Origin of the sequence: Variovorax sp. LjRoot290 (genome assembly GCF_964253985.1) — a bacterium.
Lineage (GTDB): Bacteria > Pseudomonadota > Gammaproteobacteria > Burkholderiales > Burkholderiaceae_C > Variovorax.
On sequence record NZ_CAXURW020000001.1, the window covers coordinates 4,378,333 to 4,396,392 of the forward strand.

Consider the following 18,060-nt stretch of genomic DNA (forward strand, 5'->3'; position numbering starts at 1 on the left):
TCCCCTCAGGAGTCTTCATGCGATTCAATACGCTCGCCTTGGCCTCGGCCCTTGCCGCAACGCTCTTCACACCGGCGATGGCACAGACCGAGATCCAGTGGTGGCATTCCATGACCGCCGTCAACGGCGAATGGGTCAACGACCTGGCCAAGCAGTTCAACGAGAGCCAGAAGGAATACAAGGTGGTACCCACCTACAAGGGCACCTACGACGAATCGATGACGGCGTCGATCGCGGCCTTCCGCGCCGGCAATGCGCCCCACATCCTGCAGGTGTTCGAAGTGGGCACCGCCACCATGATGGCCAGCAAGGGCGCGATCATCCCGGTGGCCCAGGTCATGAAGGACGCGGGCGCCAAGTTCGACCCGAGCGCCTACATCTCCGCCGTGGCCGGCTACTACACGGCGCCGAACGGCCAGATGCTGAGCTTCCCCTTCAACAGCTCGACCACCATCTTCTACTTCAACAAGGACGCCTTCAAGGCCGCCGGCCTCGACACCGAGAAGGCGCCGAGCACCTGGCCCGAGGTGGTCGCCGCCGCCGCCAAGCTGAAGGCGGCCGGCCACAAGTGTCCGTTCACGACCGCCTGGCAGGGCTGGACCCAGCTCGAGAGCTTCTCCGCCTGGCACAACGTCGAGTTCGCGACCAAGAACAACGGCCTGTCGGGCCTGGACGCGCGCATGAAGATCAACTCGCCGCTGCACGTGCGCCACATCGAGAACCTCTCGAACATGTCCAAGCAGGGCCTGTTCATCTACAAGGGCCGCGGTAACGTGCCCGAAGCGAGCTTCGTCTCCGGCGAGTGCGCGATGATCAACACCTCCTCGGGCTTCTACGGCAACGTGGCCAAGAACGCCAAGTTCAGCTACGGTCTGGCACCGCTGCCCTACTACCCTGACGTACAGGGCGCGCCGCAGAACACGGTGATCGGCGGCGCCAGCCTCTGGGTGATGTCGGGCAAGAAGCCGGCCGAGTACAAGGGCGTGGCCGAGTTCTTCAAGTTCGTTTCGACGCCTGAAGTCCAGTCCGCCAGCCACAAGCGCACCGGCTATCTGCCGGTGACCACCGCGGCCTACCAGCTCACCGAGAAGTCGGGCTTCTACAAGCAGAACCCCGGAACCGACGTGGCCGTGACCCAGATGATCCGCAAGGTGACCGACAAGAGCCGCGGCATCCGCCTGGGCAACTACGTGCAGATCCGTGCCATCGAGGACGAGGAGCTCGAACAGGTCTGGTCCGGCAAGAAGGCGCCGAAGGAAGCGCTCGATTCGATCGTGAAGCGGGGGGACGAACTGCTGGAGCGGTTCCAGAAGGCAAACAAGAGCTGACGCGCTTGTTGTCGCGTCTGAGCGGCTAACATCCACCGCCCCGCCTGCCGTGCAGCCGGGGCGGAACTTTTATCAGGTATCGCTCATGGAAAAACGCGTCGTCTTTCGATCGGGCTGGCTGCCGTGGGCGCTGCTCGCGCCGCAGCTGGTCGTCATCACCGTGTTCTTCTTCTGGCCGGCCAGCCAGGCGCTGATGCAATCGATGCAGGTGCAGGATGCCTTCGGCAGTTCGACCGAGTGGGTCGGCCTGCAGAACTTCAGGCAGCTGTTCGACGACCCGAGCTATGTGGAGTCCTTCAAGACCACTGCCCTCTTCTCTGTGCTGGTGGCGGTGATCGGCATCAGCCTCTCGTTGCTCTTGGCCGTCTTCGCGGACCGCATCGTGCGCGGCGCGATGCTCTACAAGACCCTCTTGATCCTTCCTTACGCCGTGGCGCCGGCGGTGGCTGCCGTGCTGTGGGTCTTCATGTTCTCGCCGGCGCTGGGCGTGGTGTCCTATGCGCTCGGCAAGATCGGCATCGACTGGAACCACCTGCTCAATTCGACGCACGCGATGACACTGATCGTGATGGCCTCAGTCTGGAAGCAGATCTCCTACAACTTCCTGTTCTTCCTGGCCGGCCTGCAGTCGATCCCGAAGTCGCTGATCGAGGCGGCCGCGATCGACGGGGCGCGGCCCTGGCGCCGCTTCTGGACGGTGCAGTTCCCACTGCTCTCGCCCACCACCTTCTTCCTGCTCGTGATCAACGTGGTCTACGCCTTCTTCGACACCTTCGCGATCGTCGATGCGGCGACCCAGGGCGGGCCGGGCAAGGACACGGCGATCCTGGTCTACAAGGTGTACTACGACGGCTTCAAGGCCATGGACCTGGGCGGCTCGGCCGCGCAGTCCGTGGTGCTGATGGTGATCGTCATCGCGTTGACGGTGATTCAGTTCCGCTATGTAGAGAAAAAAGTGAACTACTGACATGGTTGAAAGAAGCCCGACCCTCGGCATCCTGGCGCACGCCGTGATGATCTTCGGCGTCCTGATCGTCGCCTTTCCGCTCTACCTCGCATTCGTGGCTTCCAGCCACACCGCGCAGGAGATCGTGCAGGCACCGATGCCGCTCCTTCCCGGCTCGCACCTGTGGGAAACCTACAAGGCCGCCTTGTTCGGCCGCGATGCCGGCGCCGGCTCCACTGCGCCGGTGGCCCGCATGATGTGGGTGAGCCTGGTCTCGGCGCTGGTTATCACCTTCGGCAAGATCGCAATCTCGCTGCTCTCGGCCTTCGCGGTCGTGTACTTCCGTTTTCCCTTGAAGGGCCTGTGCTTCTGGGCGATCTTCGTCACGCTGATGCTGCCCGTGGAAGTGCGGATCGGCCCGACCTACCAGGTGGTGTCGGACCTCGGCATGCTCAACAGCTACGCTGGCCTCACGGTGCCGCTGATCGCCTCGGCAACCGCCACCTTCCTGTTTCGCCAGTTCTTCCTGACGGTGCCCGATGAACTGATCGAAGCTGCGCGCATGGACGGCGCCGGGCCCATGCGCTTCTTCAAGGACGTGCTGGTGCCGCTGTCGAAGACCTCGATCGCGGCGCTGTTCGTGATCCAGTTCATCTACGGATGGAACCAGTACCTCTGGCCGCTGCTCGCGACCACCAGCGAGGACATGTACCCGGTGGTGATCGGCATCAAGCGGATGATCGCCGGCGGCGATGCCGCCAACGAATGGAATGTCGTGATGGCCACGGCCATCCTCGCCATGCTGCCGCCGGCCATCGTCGTGGTGCTGATGCAGAAGTGGTTCGTCAAGGGCCTCGTGGACACCGAGAAATAAAGAAACAAGACATGGCAGCTCTATCCATTCGCAACGTCATCAAGCGCTACGGCCACGGGCCGAAGTCGAACCAGGTCATCCACGGCGTTAGTGCCGAGATCGGTGACCACGAATTCATCGTCATCGTCGGGCCCTCGGGCTGCGGCAAATCCACGCTGCTGCGCATGGTCGCGGGCCTCGAGGAGATCAGCGCCGGCGAAATCTCCATCGGCAATCGCGTGGTGAACAACCTCGAGCCGGCCGAGCGCGACATCGCGATGGTGTTCCAGAACTACGCGCTCTACCCGCACATGTCGGTGTTCGACAACATGGCCTACGGCCTGAAGATCGCCAAGGTGCCGGTTCCCGAGATCAAGACGCGGGTCGACAAGGCGGCCAAGATCCTCGAGCTCGGCCACCTGCTCGCGCGCAAGCCGCGCGAACTCTCCGGCGGTCAGCGCCAGCGCGTGGCCATGGGCCGCGCGATCGTGCGGCAGCCGCAGGTGTTCCTGTTCGACGAGCCGCTGTCCAACCTCGACGCCAAGCTGCGCGCGCAGACCCGCATCGAGATCCAGAAGCTGCACCGCGAGCTCGGCATCACCTCGCTGTTCGTCACCCACGACCAGGTCGAGGCCATGACGCTCGCGCAACGCATCATCGTGATGAACGCCGGCGTGATGGACCAGTTCGCCACGCCCGAAGAGGTCTATTCGCGCCCGGCCACCACCTTCGTCGCGAGCTTCATCGGTTCGCCGCCGATGAATCTGCTGAAGCACGCACCGGGCGTGCGGCCGGGCACCATCCTCGGCATTCGGCCCGAGCACCTGGTCCTCGATGCGGAGGGCTGGTCGGTGCAGGTCGAGCATGTCGAACTGCTGGGCGCCGAGCGGCTGATCTACGGCCGCATCGGCGACGAGCAGTTGATCATGCGCGTCGACGAGGGCAACACCCCGCCGACCACCGGCGACACCGTGAAAATCGCCGCGCGCCAGGACAAACTCCACTGGTTCGACTCCGGTTCCGGCAAGCGCACCGAATGAGCATGCAGGATTGGCCCTATCCCCGCTGGATCGCCCACCGCGGCGCCGGCAAGCTGGCCCCCGAGAACACGCTCGCCGCCTTCCGCCTCGGTGCCGAGTACGGCTACCGCATGTTCGAGTGCGATGCGAAGCTCAGCGCCGACGGCGTCCCTTTTCTGTTGCACGACAGCACGCTGCAACGCACCAGCAACGGTCATGGCGTCGCCGGTGAGCGTGCGTGGTCGGAGCTGACTCAGCTCGACGCCGGCGCCTGGCATTCGCGCCGCTACGCCGGCGAGCCGCTTGCCAGCCTCGAAGCCCTGATCCGCTTCTGCCTCGCCAACGGCTACGCGCTCAACATCGAGATCAAGCCGACGCCGGGCGTCGAACTGAACACCGGCGGACGCGTCGCGCAGCTCGCCGCTCGGCTGTGGGCCGGCTCGGCCGTCGCGCCGCCCCTCCTGACCTCCTTCGCGCCCGAATCCCTGGAGGGTGCGCGGTCGGCCCAGCCCGAACTGCCGCGCGGCCTGCTGCTCGACACGCTGCGGGAGGGCTGGCTCGACACCGCGCGCCGACTCGATTGCGCGGCGATCGTCTGCAACTATGCGCTGTGGGACGCTGCCACCGTGGCGCTGGTGCATGCCGCCGGCTTGCGCGCGCTGAGCTATACCGTCAACGACGAGTGGTTGGCGAAGCGGCTGATCGGGCTCGGCACCGACGGCATCATCACCGACCGCGTCGATCGATTCAGTCCTGCGGCCTGAGTCCGCGCGCGGGGCGGATGCGAAGCCCTTCTATGATGAAGCCATGAGTTGGATGCACCGCCTCGCGGCCCTGCTGCTGGCCGCCGTCCTCTGCGGCGGCGCCTTTGCACAGAGCACCGCCGCCCCGCCGGAAGCCACGGTGGCCGATCTGCGGGCCCAGCTCGACCGCATTCCCGACTCCGTCGAGAGCAACGCCGAGGTGCGCGAGCTCATCGCCCGCATCAACGCCATCGGTGTCCAGGCCGACAAGTTCATCGCCTCGCGCACCGGGCAGCTCAACGACCTCAACGCGCGCCTGGGCGAGCTGGGCAACCCGCCGGCCGAAGGCGCCGCGGCCGAAGATCCCGACATCACGCGCCAGCGCGCGGCGCTGCTGAAGGATCGCAACGCGCTCGACGCCGACATCCGCCTGGCGCGCCTGGTCACGGTCGATGCGCAGCAGCGCGGCAGCGAGCTGCTGGCCAAGCGCCGCGCGCTGTTCGAGGCTCAGCTCACCGAGCGCGCGCCCTCGCCGCTCGGCCGCCAGTTCTGGTTCGACATCAGCGACGCCTGGCCTGCCGACGTGGAACGCCTGGCCACGCTCGGCGACGAGCTCCGAGCCAGCTTCGACACCGCGCTGGAGCCGGCGCACCGAACGGCAGCGCTGGCGAGCATGACCGTGGCGCTGCTGCTCGTGCTGCTGGGCAACTGGGCCGCCGAGCGCGGGCTGGCGCAACTGGCGGCGCGCGTGCTGCCGGCCGGGCGGCTGCGCCGCTCGCTGCTGGTGCTCGCGATCGTGGCCGTCAACGTGCTGCTGGTGGCGCTGGCGGCGCAGGGCGTGTTCGCCACGCTCGACCGCCACGGCATATGGGGACCACAGATCCGCAAGCTGGCCCAGGCGGTGGTGCAGTCCATCATCTTCATCGCCTTCGTGGTCGGCCTGGGCCGCGCGCTGCTGTCCAACGGCCGGCCCTCCTGGCGGCTGCCGCCGATCCCCGACGAGATGGCCCGGCGCCTGGCGCCCTTCCCCTGGCTCACCGCGCTGATCGCCGTGCTGGTCTGGGCACCGACCCAGATCAATGCGGTGGTGGACGCCAGCTTCGCGGCGGTGGTCGCGACGCACGTGGTCACCGCGCTGGCACTGACCGCGCTGATCGGCACGATGCTCTGGCGCCTGCGCGAGCCGCAGGCTGCGCCCGCGGCCGCCCCCACGACGGAGGCGGCCCAGCCGCCGCCCGCCGAGCCCGAACGACCGATGTGGATCAGCTTCCTGCTGAGCGCCGTGGCGCTGGCGGTGATCGTGATCTGGATCCTGGTGGCGGTCGGCTACGTCGCGATGGCGAGTTTCCTCGCCAGCCAGCTCACCTGGACCGGCATCGTCGCATCGGCCTTCTACGTGCTGTTCAAGTTCGCCGACGACCTGTTCATGGCGCTGGTGTCTTCGCGCAGCGACTTCGGCCAGAAGCTGCAGAAGAGCTTCGGCTTCGCGCCGCGCACGCTGGACCAGGCGGCCGTGGTGCTCTCGGGCCTCAGCCGCGTCGCATTGTTCTTCTACATGGTGATCGCGCTGGCCACGCCGCTGGGCACCAGCCCGGGCGAGGTGTTCCAGCGCAGCGGCAAGTTCGGCACCGGCGTGAAGATCGGCGAGTTCGAGCTCGTCCCGGGCGCGATCTTCAGCGCGGTCGCGGTGCTGGCGGTCGGCTTCGTCGTGCTGCGCGTGATCAAGAAGTGGCTGGAGGCCCACTACCTGCCGCAGACCGCGCTCGAGCCCGGCATGCAGAGCTCGATCACGACGCTGCTCGGCTATGTGGGCGGCATCCTGGTGGTCGCCTTCGCGCTGTCGGCGCTGGGCATCGGCATCGAACGCATCGCCTGGGTGGCGAGCGCGCTGTCGGTCGGCATCGGCTTCGGGCTGCAGGCGATCGTCCAGAATTTCATCTCCGGGTTGATTCTGCTGGCCGAGCGCCCGGTCAAGGTCGGCGACTGGGTGGTGCTGGGCAATGCCGAAGGAGATGTGCGGCGCATCAACGTGCGCGCCACCGAAATCCAGCTGGGCGACCGCTCCACGCTGATCGTGCCGAACTCGGAGTTCATCACCAAGACCGTGCGCAACATGACGCTGGCCAACGCCGAGGGCCGCGTGCTGATCCGCCTGCCGATGCCGCTCAACACCGACGCCCAGCGCACGCGCGAGCTGATGCTGGCGGCCTGCGCCGATCATGCCGGCGTGCTGCTCTCGCCCGCGCCCACGGTCACGCTCGAAGGCATCGAGAACGGCATGCTGATCTTCCAGGCGATCGCCTACGTGCAGAGCCCGCGCCTCGCCGGCGGGGTACGCAGCGACCTGCTCTTCGCCATTCTCGACCTGCTCAAGGAGGCCGGGCTGCCGCTGGCGGTGCCCACCATGGTGATGTCGCCGACAGAGCCGCCGGCGCCGCCCGCGCCGACGCCGCCCTTGCCGGTTTGAGCCAAAGGCCGGTTCAGCCGCGCCAGCCGCGCAGGAGCCACCACTGGACGGTGCCGCAGACCGCCACCAGCGCGGCATAGGTCGCGATCTGCCCGTCACGGCCGAAGAAGATCAGGCCGGCGATCAGCACGGCCAGACCGGCAGCGAAGTTGACGGCAAGCTGCGTCCACAGCCCGGTCGCGGCGCTGCGCTTGTGCATGGCAAGCCGAAACAGCAACGCGAGCAGGAGCGCGACGAAGAAGGCCGGCGCCGCGAAGTTGAGCAGGTGAATCAGGAAATCGAGCGCGGGCATGGAAGGCAAAGGCGCCGCGGGTTTTGAGGGCCATCCGCAAATGCGGCGGCCCATGGCGGCGGCGGATTTTATAATCAGCCGTTATGACAGTCTGGGCTCTCGGCTTGAACCACACGACCGCGCCGCTCGACCTGCGCGGTCGGTTCGCGTTCGCGATCGACCAGATAGCCCCCACGCTGCAGAGCCTGCGGCATTCCTTCGGCTCCCACCGGCATCCCGACGTGGAGGCCGCCATCATCTCGACCTGCAACCGCACCGAGATCTACTGCGCGGCCGAGCACCCGGCGCTCGACCACACGGTCGAATGGCTGGCCGAGAGCGGCGGCGTCGCCCCGGCCCTGCTGCGCTCGCATGCCTACACGCTGCACGACGACCAGGCTGCCCGCCACGCCTTCCGCGTCGCTGCCGGCCTCGATTCGATGGTGCTGGGCGAGGCCCAGATCCTCGGCCAGATGAAGGACGCCGTGCGCGCCGCCGAGACGGCCGGCTCGCTGGGCAGCACGTTGAACCAGCTGTTCCAGCGCTCCTTCGCCGTCGCCAAGGAAGTGCGCACCGCCACCGAGATCGGTGCCCATTCGATCAGCATGGCGGCCGCGGCCGTCCGGCTGGCCGCGCAGCTGTTCGAGGATCTGAAGCAGACGCGCGTGCTGTTCGTGGGCGCCGGCGAAATGATCGACTTGGCGGTGACGCATTTCGCGGCCAAGGAGCCGAAATCCATCGTCATCGCCAACCGCACGCTGGAGCGCGGCGAAAAGCTGGCCTCGCGCTTCGGCGGCGAGGCCATGCGGCTGGCCGATCTGCCCGCGCGCCTGGCCGAATTCGACATCGTCGTGAGCTGCACCGCGAGCACCTTGCCGCTGATCGGGCTCGGCGCGGTCGAACGCGCGCTGAAGCTGCGCAAGCACCGCCCGATGTTCATGGTCGACCTCGCGGTGCCGCGCGACATCGAGCCCGAGGTCAAGGCGCTCGAAGACATCTATCTCTACACGGTCGACGACCTGGCGCAGGTCGTGCAGCAAGGCCACGCCAGCCGCCAGGCCGCGGTGGCGGAGGCCGAAGTCATCATCGACGCCGGCGTGCGCAGCTTCATGCACTGGCTGGATCAGCGCGGCACCGTGCCGCTGATCCAGCAGCTCAATGCCCAGACGGACGAATGGCGCGCCATGGAACTGGCCCGCGCGCGCAAGCTGCTGGCCAAGGGCGAGCCGGTCGAGGCCGTGCTGGAGGCACTGTCGCGCGGCCTCACGCAAAAGATGCTGCACGGCGCGATGGCCGAGCTGCATGCCGGCGACGCCAGCGCCCGCGAGCACACGGCGCAGGCCATTTCGCGGCTGTTCCTGCGCAAAGAGCGTTAGCGACGCCGGCCGTGCCCGGTTGCGCACGCCGCAGCCCACGCCCCGTCGCCGTGCGCATCGCGCGGCCTGTTCTTCCCGCTTTCCGCCCGCCTCCCTTGAAACCCTTTCTCCGCCACCAACTCGAGCGCTACGCGCAACGCCTCGGCGAACTCGACTTCCTGCTCTCGCGTGAAGACATCATGTCCGACATGGCACAGTACCGGACCATCTCGCGCGAGCACGCCGAGGTGACGCAGATCGCGGGCCGCTACGCGCGCTACCTGCAGCGCGAGTCGGACCTGGCTGGCGCGCGCGAGATGCAGGACGATCCCGACATGGCCGAGATGGCGCAGGAGGAGATCGCGAGCGCCGAAGCCGAGCTGCGGCAGCTCGAGGACGAACTCCAGCGCCTGCTGCTTCCCAAGGACCCTGACGACGCGCGCAACGCCTTCCTCGAAATCCGCGCCGGCACCGGCGGCGACGAGTCGGCGCTGTTCGCCGGCGACCTGCTGCGCATGTACACACGCTACGCCGAGCGCACCGGCTGGCGCTGCGAGATCGTGAGCGAAAGCGAGAGCGAGCTCGGCGGCTACAAGGAGGTGGTGGTGCGCATCGCGGGCGACGAGGTCTTCGGCAAGCTGCGCTTCGAGTCCGGCGGTCATCGCGTGCAGCGCGTGCCCGCGACCGAGACCCAGGGCCGCATCCACACCAGCGCCTGCACGGTCGCCGTGCTGGCCGAGCCCGACGAAACGCAGGCCGTGCAGATCAACCCCGCCGACCTGCGCATCGACACCTACCGCGCCAGCGGCGCCGGCGGCCAGCACATCAACAAGACCGATTCAGCGGTGCGCATCACGCACATCCCCACCGGCATCGTCGCCGAGTGCCAGGACGACCGCAGCCAGCATCGCAACAAGGCCAAGGCGCTGCAGGTGCTCTCGGCCCGCATCCAGGAAAAAGACCGCAGCGAGCGCGCGGCCAAGGACGCCGCGCTGCGCAAGGGCCTGATCGGCAGCGGCGACCGCTCCGACCGCATCCGCACCTACAACTTCCCGCAGGGCCGGCTCACCGACCACCGCATCAACCTCACGCTCTACAAGCTGCAGGCGATCATGGAAGGCGACCTGGGCGACGTGCTGGCAGCGCTGCAGTCGGCGCGCGAGGCCGAACAGCTGGCGGAGCTGGAAGCGAGCCTGCCCGCGTGATGCCGCCGGTCCCGAATTCGCCCTCCACCGCGGCAGAGATGCTCGCCGCGGCCGCGGCGCTGGGCGTGGAGCGGCTCGATGCCCAGCTGCTGCTGCTGCATGTGCTGGGCCGGCCCTTGGACGACCGTGCCTGGCTGCTGGCGCACGACACGGATGCGCTGCCGGAAAGCGCCTGGCTGCGCTTCGCCGAACTCTGTGCCCGCCGCGTGGCCGGCGAACCGGTCGCCTACCTGGTCGGCGAGAAGGAGTTCCACGGGCTCGGCCTGCAGGTCGACGCGCGCGTCCTGGTGCCGCGGCCGGACACCGAAACCCTGGTCGACTGGGCACTGCAATGCCTGGAAGGCCGCGCAGCGCCGTCGGTGATCGACCTCGGCACGGGCAGCGGCGCGATCGCGCTGGCCATCCGGCACGCCCGCCCCGATGCGCAGGTCACGGCGGTCGACGCCAGCGCGGATGCCCTGGCCGTTGCCCGCGCCAACGCGCAGCGGCTCGACTTGGCCGTCCGCTTCGTCGAAGCCGACTGGCTGGACGGCGCCGGCACCAGCTACGACCTGGTGGTTTCGAACCCGCCCTACGTCGCGGCCGATGATGCCCATCTGGCCGCCCTGCGCCACGAACCGCAGGGCGCCCTGGTTTCGGGGCCGGACGGTCTAGCCGACATCCGCCGCATCGTCCAGGCGGCGCCCGAGCACCTGCGCGACGGCGGCTGGCTGCTGCTCGAGCACGGCTACGACCAGCCCGCCCCGGTCCGGGAACTGCTGGCAGTCCGCGGTTTCGCCGAAGTTCAAAGCCGCGACGACCTCGCCGGCATCGCGCGCTGCTCCGGCGGGATCTGGCGCACGGTGAAATAATCCGCCCAGCTTACTTTTTGGAGTCCCCCATGACCGACGCCCAGCAACGTATCGACGATCTCGTCAAGACCAACGATCTTGTGCTCTTCATGAAGGGCAACGCCAGTTTTCCCATGTGCGGCTTCTCCGGCCGCGCGATCCAGATTCTCAAGGCCGTGGGCGTCGACACGCGCACGCTCAAGACCGTCAACGTGCTCGAGGACGACGCCATTCGCCAGGGCATCAAGGAATACAGCAACTGGCCGACGATTCCGCAGCTGTACGTGAAGGGTGAATTCGTCGGCGGCTCGGACATCCTGATGGAGATGTACGAGTCGGGCGAACTGCAGCAGATGCTCAACGGCAGCCCGGCCTGAGCTTTTTCTCGGCCGGTCCATGAGCCACGATCACGCCGATCACGGCGATCCCGCCTGGAAGCACGACGGCGTACGCGTGATTCCAGGCAACCAGCTCGATACCAATACGGCCCAGACGCCCGGCATGAACCGGGCCGCAGCGATCAACTTCGCGCGCGTCGGCGCCCAGAAGCTCTGGGCCGGCACGGTGACCATCCATGCCAATGCGAAGACCGGCGCCCACCACCACGGGCACCTCGAATCCGTGATCTACGTGGTGCGCGGGCGCGCGCGCATGCGCTGGGGCGAGCACCTCGAATTCACGGCCGAGGCCGGGCCGGGCGATTTCATCTACGTGCCGCCCTACGTGCCGCATCAGGAAATCAACGCCAGCACGACCGAGGCGCTCGAATGCGTGCTCTGCCGCAGCGATGGCGAGGCGGTGGCGGTCAATCTCGACATCGAACCGGTCGAGAAGCCCGAGTCGGTGCTGTGGGTCGACCCGACACACCCGCACGGTGGCGTCTGAAGTCCCGGCCACAAAACCCCAAAAGCGAGAAAACGTAGACACGCACGGACATCGGGCACGGCTTATGCTGTACCCGAGTGTTCGAAGTCGGAGGTGTCCCATGGATTCCCGCATGTCTCGCGATCTGGTTCCCGCGTCCTTCCAGCTGCCGGTGGCCCACCTGCGCAGCGTCTTCCGCACGCACGACGTCGAGCGCAAACTCGCCAAGCTCCCCGAGCGCGACCACGAACACCTGCGGACCACCTACGAGCGCATGCTCGAACGCGGCCCCGAACGCTTCCAGGTCAAGCCCAGCGGCGTCCCCGAGATGGCTGCGCTCTACGCCCAGTTGCCCAACTTCACCGAAGTGCTCGACGACGTGCGCCGCCATGTCGCGCTGGCCCAGGACAGCCGCGACGGGCTCGAAGTCACGCCGATGCTGCTGCTCGGCCCGCCCGGCATCGGCAAGACCCACTTCGCGAAGAAGCTGGCCGAACTGCTAGGCACCGGCATGTCGCTGGTGCCGATGAACTCGATGACCGCCGGCTGGCTGCTCTCCGGCGCATCGTCCCAATGGAAGGGTTCCAAGCCGGGCAAGGTGTTCGAGACGCTGGTCGACGGGCAGTACGCCAACCCGGTGATGGTGATCGACGAGATCGACAAGGCCGGCGCCGACGCCCAGTACGACCCGCTGGGCGCGCTCTACAGCCTGCTCGAGCACGACACCGCCCATGCCTTCGTCGACGAGTTCGCCGAAGTGCCGATCGATGCCAGCCAGGTGATCTGGATCACGACGGCGAACGACTTGCGCGGCATCCCCGAGCCCATCCTCAACCGCATGAACGTGTTCGAGGTCGATGCGCCCTCACCCGAGGCGGCGCGGCAGATCGCGCGCCAGCTCTATGCCTCGATCCGCAAGGAGCACGACTGGGGCCGGCTCCTGGCCGAAGAGCCTTCCGGCGACGTGCTCGACCACCTGGCGACGCTCGCGCCGCGCGAGATGCGCCGCGCGCTGATGACCGGCTTCGGCAACGCCCGGCTGGCCGGCCGCGACGAGGTGCGCATCGACGACCTGCCGCGTGCGAGCGCCGGGCGCAGCCGGATCGGCTTCGTCCAGTAAGTCCTGCGGTCATGGCACCATGGCGGTCCTCGTCGACCGATCCATGATTCTGTGACCCTGACCCAAAGCCTGCTTGTCATCGTCGCCCTGATTGCGACGAGCGCTTTCTTTTCCCTGGCCGAGATCGCGCTGGCCGCCTCGCGCCGCCTGCGCCTGCGCCAGATGGCCGACGAGGGCGACGCACGTGCCGACCGCGTGATGCGCATGCAGGAGCAGCCCGGCCCCTACTTCACGGTGGTGCAGATCGGACTCAATGCGGTCGCGATCCTCGGCGGCGTGGTCGGCGAAGGTTCGCTGAGTCCCTACTACGCACGGCTGTTCGAGCTGTGGCTCGGATCCGAGGCCGCGCAGACCATGGCCTTCCTGGCCTCCTTCATCACGATCATCGCGGTATTCCTGGTGTTCGCCGACCTGTTTCCCAAGCGGCTGGGCATGAACGATCCGGAGCGGCTCGCGGTGCGCATGGTCGGGCCGATGCAGGTGCTCATCACCACCTTCAAGCCGCTGGTCTGGCTGTTCACGCACTGCACCGACCTGCTCTTCAAGCTGCTGCGCATGCCGATGCAGCGCGACGACAAGATCACCTCGGCCGACATCCTCGCCATGACCGAGGCCGGTGCGCGCGCCGGCGTGCTCGCGGTGCGCGAGCAGCAGGTGATCGCCAACGTGTTCGAGCTCGACACGCGGCTGGTCAGCAGCGTGATGACCTCGCGCGACCGCATCGCCTGGTTCCTGAAAGACGATTCCGAGGCGGTGCTGCGCGCACGCATCGTGGCGGAGCCCTTTTCGGCCTATCCGGTGTGCGAGGGCGACATCGACCACGTGCTGGGCTACGTCGATGCGAAAGACATGTTTCAGCGCGTACTGAGTGGCCAGCCGCTCTCCTTCGACCAGGGGCTGCCGCTGCACAAGGCGCTGGTCATCCCCGACCGGCTCTCGCTCACCGAGGTGCTCGAGCAGTTCCAGCAGGCGCACGAGGACTTCGCGATCATCGTCAACGAATACAGCCTGGTGGTCGGCGTGATCACGCTCAACGATGTGATGAGCACGGTGATGGGCGACCTGGTCGGGCCGCAGGACGAAGAGCAGCAGATCGTCAGGCGCGACGAGAACTCCTGGCTGATCGACGGCGTGACGCCGATCCAGGACGTGCAGCGCGCGCTCGATATCGATGCGCTGCCGCACGCCGACGAGTACGAAACGCTGGCCGGCTTCCTGATGGTGATGCTGCGCCGCGTGCCCAAGCGTACCGACAGCGTGAGCTGGAGCGGTTACACCTTCGAGGTGATGGACGTCGACAGCCACCGCATCGACCAGGTGATGGTCACCCGCGCCGGCGCAGGCGCGGCGGCCTCAGGCTGAAGCCGAGTCCGAACGCCGGTCGTCGAAGGCCCAGAGCCGCTGGTTGGCGAACACCGCATTCGGGTACGGCGCCCTGCCCCGGCTGCCGTTGTAGCGGCCCAGCGTCATGAACAGGTCGCCGGCCTCGCGGTCGAGGTAGTGGCGCAGGATCACGCATCCGAAGCGCAGGTTGGTCTGCATGTGGAACAGCTTGGCCGGGTCGCTGTCGCCGATCACGCGCGTCCAGAAGGGCATCACCTGCATGTAGCCGCGCGCACCGGCGCTCGAAACCGCGTACTTGCGAAAATTGCTCTCGACCTGGACCAGGCCCAGCACCAGGCTGACGTCGAGGCCGGCGCGGCGCGATTCGTACCAGACCGTCTGGAGGAATTCCTTGCGCGTCGGCCAGTCGACCAGCTTCTTCTTGAGGCGTTCGCTCATGGCGCCGAGCCAGCGCAGGTAGGCGAGTCGCGCCTCGGTGTTGCTGAACTCGGGGATCGGCGGCGCCTTGTTGTGAATGGCCGAGCTCAGCGCGGTGCGCACCGAATCGATCAAGGGCTCTTCGATCTGCGCGCCCGCCAGCGCCGGCTGCGGCAGCACCAGCGACAGGGTTCCGGCGGCGGCGCCGCACAGGTACGCGCGGCGCGACAAGCTCATATCGCGAGCTTGCCTTTGATGAACTCCGCGATGCCGGCCGCCGGCACCTTGGTCGCGGCCGTGTCGCGGCGATGCTGGTATTCGAGCTGGCCTTCCTTCAGGCCGCGGTCGGAAATGACGACGCGGTGCGGCACGCCGATCAGCTCCCAGTCGGCAAACATCGCGCCGGGGCGCTCGCCGCGGTCGTCGAGCAATACGTCGACGCCGGCCGCGAGCAGTTCCTCGTAGAGCGCTTCGGCAGCCGTCTTGACCTCGGCGCTGCGGTCCATGCCGATCGGGCAGACCACCACGGTGAAAGGGGCGATGGCATCGGGCCAGATGATCCCGCGCTCGTCGTTGTTCTGCTCGATGGCCGCCGCGGGCAGCCGCGTGATGCCGATGCCGTAGCAGCCCATCTCGAGGAACTGCGGCTTGCCGGCCTCGTCGAGGAAGGTGGCGTTCATCGGCTTGCTGTACTTGGTGCCGAGCACGAACACGTGGCCGACCTCGATGCCGCGCTCGATCGCCAGCACGCCCTTGCCGTCGGGCGAGGCGTCGCCGGCGACCACGTTGCGGATGTCGGCCACCGCGTCGGGCTCGGGCAGGTCGCGGCCCCAATTGACGCCGGTCATGTGAAAGTCGACTTCGTTGGCGCCGGTGATCCAGTCGGCCATCACCGCCACTTCGCGGTCGGCGACGATCTTCACCGGCTGCTTCAGCGCGAGCGGCCCGAGGTAGCCGGGCTTGCAGCCGAAGTGATCCTCGATCTCGGCATTCGTCGCGAAGCGGAAGCCGTTGTCCAGCCCCGGCACCTTGCTCACCTTGATCTCGTTCATGTCGTGATCGCCGCGCACCAGCAGCAGCCAGACCTGGGAACCCTTGGGATTGCCGGCAGCATCGACGATGTCGGTCGCGAGCACCAGCGACTTCACCGTGGTCGAAAGCGGTACGCCCAGCAGCAGCGCCACATCCTCGCAGGTGCTCTTGCCCGGCGTGGGCGTCTTGGCGAGCGGCTCGGTCGCCGGACCGCGCGGCACGGCGGGCGCGAGCGCCTCGGCCTTCTCCATGTTGGCCGCGTAGTCGCTGTCGGGGCAATAGACGATCGCATCTTCCCCGGTCGCCGCGATGACCTGGAACTCCTGGCTCACGTCGCCGCCGATCGCGCCGCTGTCGGCCGCAACGGCACGGTAGCGCAGGCCGAAGCGGTCGAAGATCTTGCGGTAGGCGTCCGCCATCACCTGGTAGCTGGCCTTCGCGCCTTCGAGGTCGCGGTCGAAGCTGTAGGCGTCCTTCATGACGAACTCGCGCCCGCGCATCAGGCCGAAGCGCGGCCGGCGCTCGTCGCGGAACTTGGTCTGGATCTGGTAGAGGTTCTTCGGCAGCTGCTTGTAGCTGCGGATTTCCTGCCGCGCGATGTCGGTCACGACCTCTTCGCTGGTCGGCTGCACGACGAAGCCGCGCTCATGGCGGTCCTTGATACGCAGCAGCTCGGGCCCGTAGCCCTGGAAGCGGCCGCTCTCCTCCCAGAGTTCTGCCGGCTGCACCACCGGCATTGCGAGCTCGACGGCACCGGCGCGGTTCATCTCCTCGCGCACGATCGCCTCGACCTTGCGGATCACGCGCAGGCCCATCGGCATGTAGGTGTAGATGCCCGTGCCGAGCTTCTTGATCATGCCGGCGCGCATCATGAGCCGGTGGCTCGCGACCTCGGCATCGGCCGGCGCTTCCTTGAGGGTGGAGATAAAGAATCGGGAAGCTTTCATCGGTCGCGAGAGAGGGTTCCAGGTACAGGGGCAAGGGGCGAGCCACGAGAGGGCCCGGAACCGGTCGCTTGCCGAGTGCAACCCGGCATGCATAATCGACTCAGTTCAAAAAATTGGGGTTTGATTATGCTCGACCGGGACGGCTTCAGGCCCAACGTCGGCATCATCTTGCTCAACCAGAGAAACCAGGTTTTCTGGGGCAAACGCATCCGCACCCATTCCTGGCAGTTCCCGCAAGGCGGCATCGATCGCGGCGAGAGTCCCGAACAGGCCATGTTCCGGGAACTGCACGAAGAGGTGGGTCTCCAGCCGGAGCATGTGCGCATCGTGGCCCGTACCCGCGACTGGTTGCGCTACGAGGTGCCGGATCGGTTCATCCGCCGTGACGCACGGGGCCACTACAAGGGCCAGAAGCAGATCTGGTACCTGCTGCAGCTGATCGGCCACGACTGGGATCTCAATCTTCGCGCCACCGACCATCCGGAGTTCGACGCCTGGCGCTGGCACGACTACTGGGTCCCGCTGGACGTGGTGGTCGAATTCAAGCGCGGCGTCTATGAAATGGCGCTGACCGAACTCGCACGCTACCTGCCTCGGCAGGATTTCCGCAACCGCTTCCTGCGCAGCAATGTGCGCGCTCGCGAATTCGAGCGCCACCCGCCCGCTGCAGGCCATGAACCCAACTTCGAACTGCCCCCCGGGGCGAGTTTCGACCCGAATCCCAATGCCCCTCATCAAGCGCCCGACCCAACCGATCCTCTTCATGTGCCGCGCTAGGCACGTTCTTGCCTTCACCTTCGCATGCGTGCTCACCGCATGCGGCTCGGGTCCGAGAGACACCGACAATCCGGACTGGGCACAAGCCGGCATGCCGCCGCCGCCAAAGGTGACGGCTCAGGCTGACGAGTGGAAGGAAGGCGAAGTGCCGCCACCCCCCGCTTTCGACGAGAAGCGGCTGCTCCCGATCGAGATGCCGCCCTACCTGAGCCTCAAGTACGGCGTCGATCCGGCCACCATCACCCTGGGCGGCGACGGCATGGTGCGCTACGTGGTCGTGGCCAGCAACAAGGCTGGGGGGGCCACCAATGCCTTCTACGAAGGCGTGCGCTGTGCGTCCGAGGAGGTGAAGCAGTACGCCCGCTACAACCAGGGCGCCTGGCACCACGTGCCCAAACCGGAATGGAAGCGCATCGACGATCGCAACTCGCGTTATGCCAAGGAGCTGTCTGCGCAGGCCCTGTGCCGCGGCCACGCGCCGCGTGCCTCTGTGAGGGAGATGGTTCAGCAGATCAAGAACCCGCTGCGCGAGCTCCCCTGAG

General features: G+C 67.2%; 18 protein-coding genes. 15 read left to right on the forward strand and 3 right to left on the reverse strand.

Annotated features, from left to right (window positions below; all coding sequences use genetic code 11):
- Window positions 1-17: 17 nt before the first annotated feature.
- The 6 genes from ugpB to ACSQ9A_RS21805 all read left to right on the forward strand — a co-directional run bounded on the left by ugpB (window position 18) and on the right by ACSQ9A_RS21805 (window position 7,356).
- Window positions 18-1,328, forward strand: coding sequence for a sn-glycerol-3-phosphate ABC transporter substrate-binding protein UgpB (gene ugpB / locus ACSQ9A_RS21780; protein WP_436305139.1), 1,311 nt, complete (start codon window positions 18-20; stop codon window positions 1,326-1,328).
- 85 nt (window positions 1,329-1,413) lie between these two features.
- The gene (ugpA, locus tag ACSQ9A_RS21785) at window positions 1,414-2,295 is read left to right on the forward strand and encodes a sn-glycerol-3-phosphate ABC transporter permease UgpA (protein WP_436305140.1); all 882 of its coding nucleotides are present in this window, start codon (window positions 1,414-1,416) and stop codon (window positions 2,293-2,295) included.
- Between the two features lies 1 nt (window position 2,296).
- Window positions 2,297-3,148: a sn-glycerol-3-phosphate ABC transporter permease UgpE gene (gene ugpE / locus ACSQ9A_RS21790; RefSeq protein ID WP_436305142.1), complete on the forward strand. Its 852-nt coding sequence runs from the start codon at window positions 2,297-2,299 to the stop codon at window positions 3,146-3,148.
- Window positions 3,149-3,159: 11 nt separating this feature from the next.
- Window positions 3,160-4,167 (forward strand): sn-glycerol-3-phosphate ABC transporter ATP-binding protein UgpC, encoded by a 1,008-nt coding sequence (gene ugpC, locus ACSQ9A_RS21795; RefSeq protein WP_436305143.1) that lies wholly within the window; start codon window positions 3,160-3,162, stop codon window positions 4,165-4,167.
- Window positions 4,164-4,910 (forward strand): glycerophosphodiester phosphodiesterase, encoded by a 747-nt coding sequence (gene ugpQ / locus ACSQ9A_RS21800; protein WP_436305144.1) that lies wholly within the window; start codon window positions 4,164-4,166, stop codon window positions 4,908-4,910. The genes ugpC and ugpQ overlap by 4 nt, the downstream gene beginning before the upstream one ends.
- A gap of 43 nt (window positions 4,911-4,953) precedes the next feature.
- On the forward strand, window positions 4,954-7,356 hold the full coding sequence (locus ACSQ9A_RS21805; RefSeq protein ID WP_436305145.1) for a DUF3772 domain-containing protein: 2,403 nt from the start codon (window positions 4,954-4,956) through the stop codon (window positions 7,354-7,356).
- Window positions 7,357-7,369: 13 nt separating this feature from the next.
- Here the strand turns inward: ACSQ9A_RS21805 and ACSQ9A_RS21810 are convergent, their stop codons facing one another.
- A complete protein-coding gene (locus ACSQ9A_RS21810) occupies window positions 7,370-7,648 on the reverse strand; it encodes a hypothetical protein (protein ID WP_436305146.1) in 279 nt (92 codons plus the stop codon).
- A gap of 83 nt (window positions 7,649-7,731) precedes the next feature.
- Here ACSQ9A_RS21810 and hemA point away from each other — a divergent pair, with 83 nt between their 5' ends.
- The 7 genes from hemA to ACSQ9A_RS21845 all read left to right on the forward strand — a co-directional run bounded on the left by hemA (window position 7,732) and on the right by ACSQ9A_RS21845 (window position 14,363).
- Window positions 7,732-9,003 (forward strand): glutamyl-tRNA reductase, encoded by a 1,272-nt coding sequence (gene hemA / locus ACSQ9A_RS21815; RefSeq protein ID WP_093105776.1) that lies wholly within the window; start codon window positions 7,732-7,734, stop codon window positions 9,001-9,003.
- Window positions 9,004-9,098: 95 nt separating this feature from the next.
- Window positions 9,099-10,187, forward strand: a complete 1,089-nt coding sequence (gene prfA / locus ACSQ9A_RS21820; protein ID WP_436305147.1) for a peptide chain release factor 1 — start codon at window positions 9,099-9,101, stop codon at window positions 10,185-10,187.
- Window positions 10,187-11,038 (forward strand): peptide chain release factor N(5)-glutamine methyltransferase, encoded by an 852-nt coding sequence (prmC, locus tag ACSQ9A_RS21825; RefSeq protein WP_436306339.1) that lies wholly within the window; start codon window positions 10,187-10,189, stop codon window positions 11,036-11,038. The genes prfA and prmC overlap by 1 nt, the downstream gene beginning before the upstream one ends.
- Window positions 11,039-11,067: 29 nt before the next feature.
- Window positions 11,068-11,394, forward strand: coding sequence for a Grx4 family monothiol glutaredoxin (grxD, locus tag ACSQ9A_RS21830; RefSeq protein ID WP_126837402.1), 327 nt, complete (start codon window positions 11,068-11,070; stop codon window positions 11,392-11,394).
- Window positions 11,395-11,413: 19 nt separating this feature from the next.
- Window positions 11,414-11,902: a cupin domain-containing protein gene (locus tag ACSQ9A_RS21835; RefSeq protein ID WP_436305148.1), complete on the forward strand. Its 489-nt coding sequence runs from the start codon at window positions 11,414-11,416 to the stop codon at window positions 11,900-11,902.
- Window positions 11,903-12,014: 112 nt separating this feature from the next.
- Entirely contained in the window at window positions 12,015-13,001 is a 987-nt protein-coding gene (locus ACSQ9A_RS21840; protein ID WP_436305149.1) for an AAA family ATPase, read from the forward strand.
- 51 nt (window positions 13,002-13,052) lie between these two features.
- Window positions 13,053-14,363 (forward strand): hemolysin family protein, encoded by a 1,311-nt coding sequence (locus ACSQ9A_RS21845; RefSeq protein WP_436293331.1) that lies wholly within the window; start codon window positions 13,053-13,055, stop codon window positions 14,361-14,363.
- Here ACSQ9A_RS21845 and ACSQ9A_RS21850 read toward each other — a convergent pair.
- Together ACSQ9A_RS21850 and ACSQ9A_RS21855 are read right to left on the reverse strand one after the other, a co-directional pair.
- Entirely contained in the window at window positions 14,355-14,999 is a 645-nt protein-coding gene (locus ACSQ9A_RS21850; RefSeq protein WP_436305150.1) for a lytic transglycosylase domain-containing protein, read from the reverse strand. The two genes, ACSQ9A_RS21845 and ACSQ9A_RS21850, sit on opposite strands and share 9 nt — an antisense overlap.
- Entirely contained in the window at window positions 14,996-16,741 is a 1,746-nt protein-coding gene (locus tag ACSQ9A_RS21855) for a proline--tRNA ligase (protein ID WP_093105757.1), read from the reverse strand. Before ACSQ9A_RS21855 ends, ACSQ9A_RS21850 begins: the two co-directional genes overlap by 4 nt.
- A gap of 126 nt (window positions 16,742-16,867) precedes the next feature.
- On the opposite strand from ACSQ9A_RS21855, the gene ACSQ9A_RS21860 reads away from it, so the two are divergent.
- Window positions 16,868-17,518: an RNA pyrophosphohydrolase gene (locus ACSQ9A_RS21860; protein WP_436293400.1), complete on the forward strand. Its 651-nt coding sequence runs from the start codon at window positions 16,868-16,870 to the stop codon at window positions 17,516-17,518.
- A 91-nt stretch (window positions 17,519-17,609) separates the two neighbouring features.
- On the forward strand, window positions 17,610-18,059 hold the full coding sequence (locus tag ACSQ9A_RS21865) for a CNP1-like family protein (protein ID WP_280142629.1): 450 nt from the start codon (window positions 17,610-17,612) through the stop codon (window positions 18,057-18,059).
- The last annotated feature ends 1 nt before the right edge of the window (window position 18,060 follow it).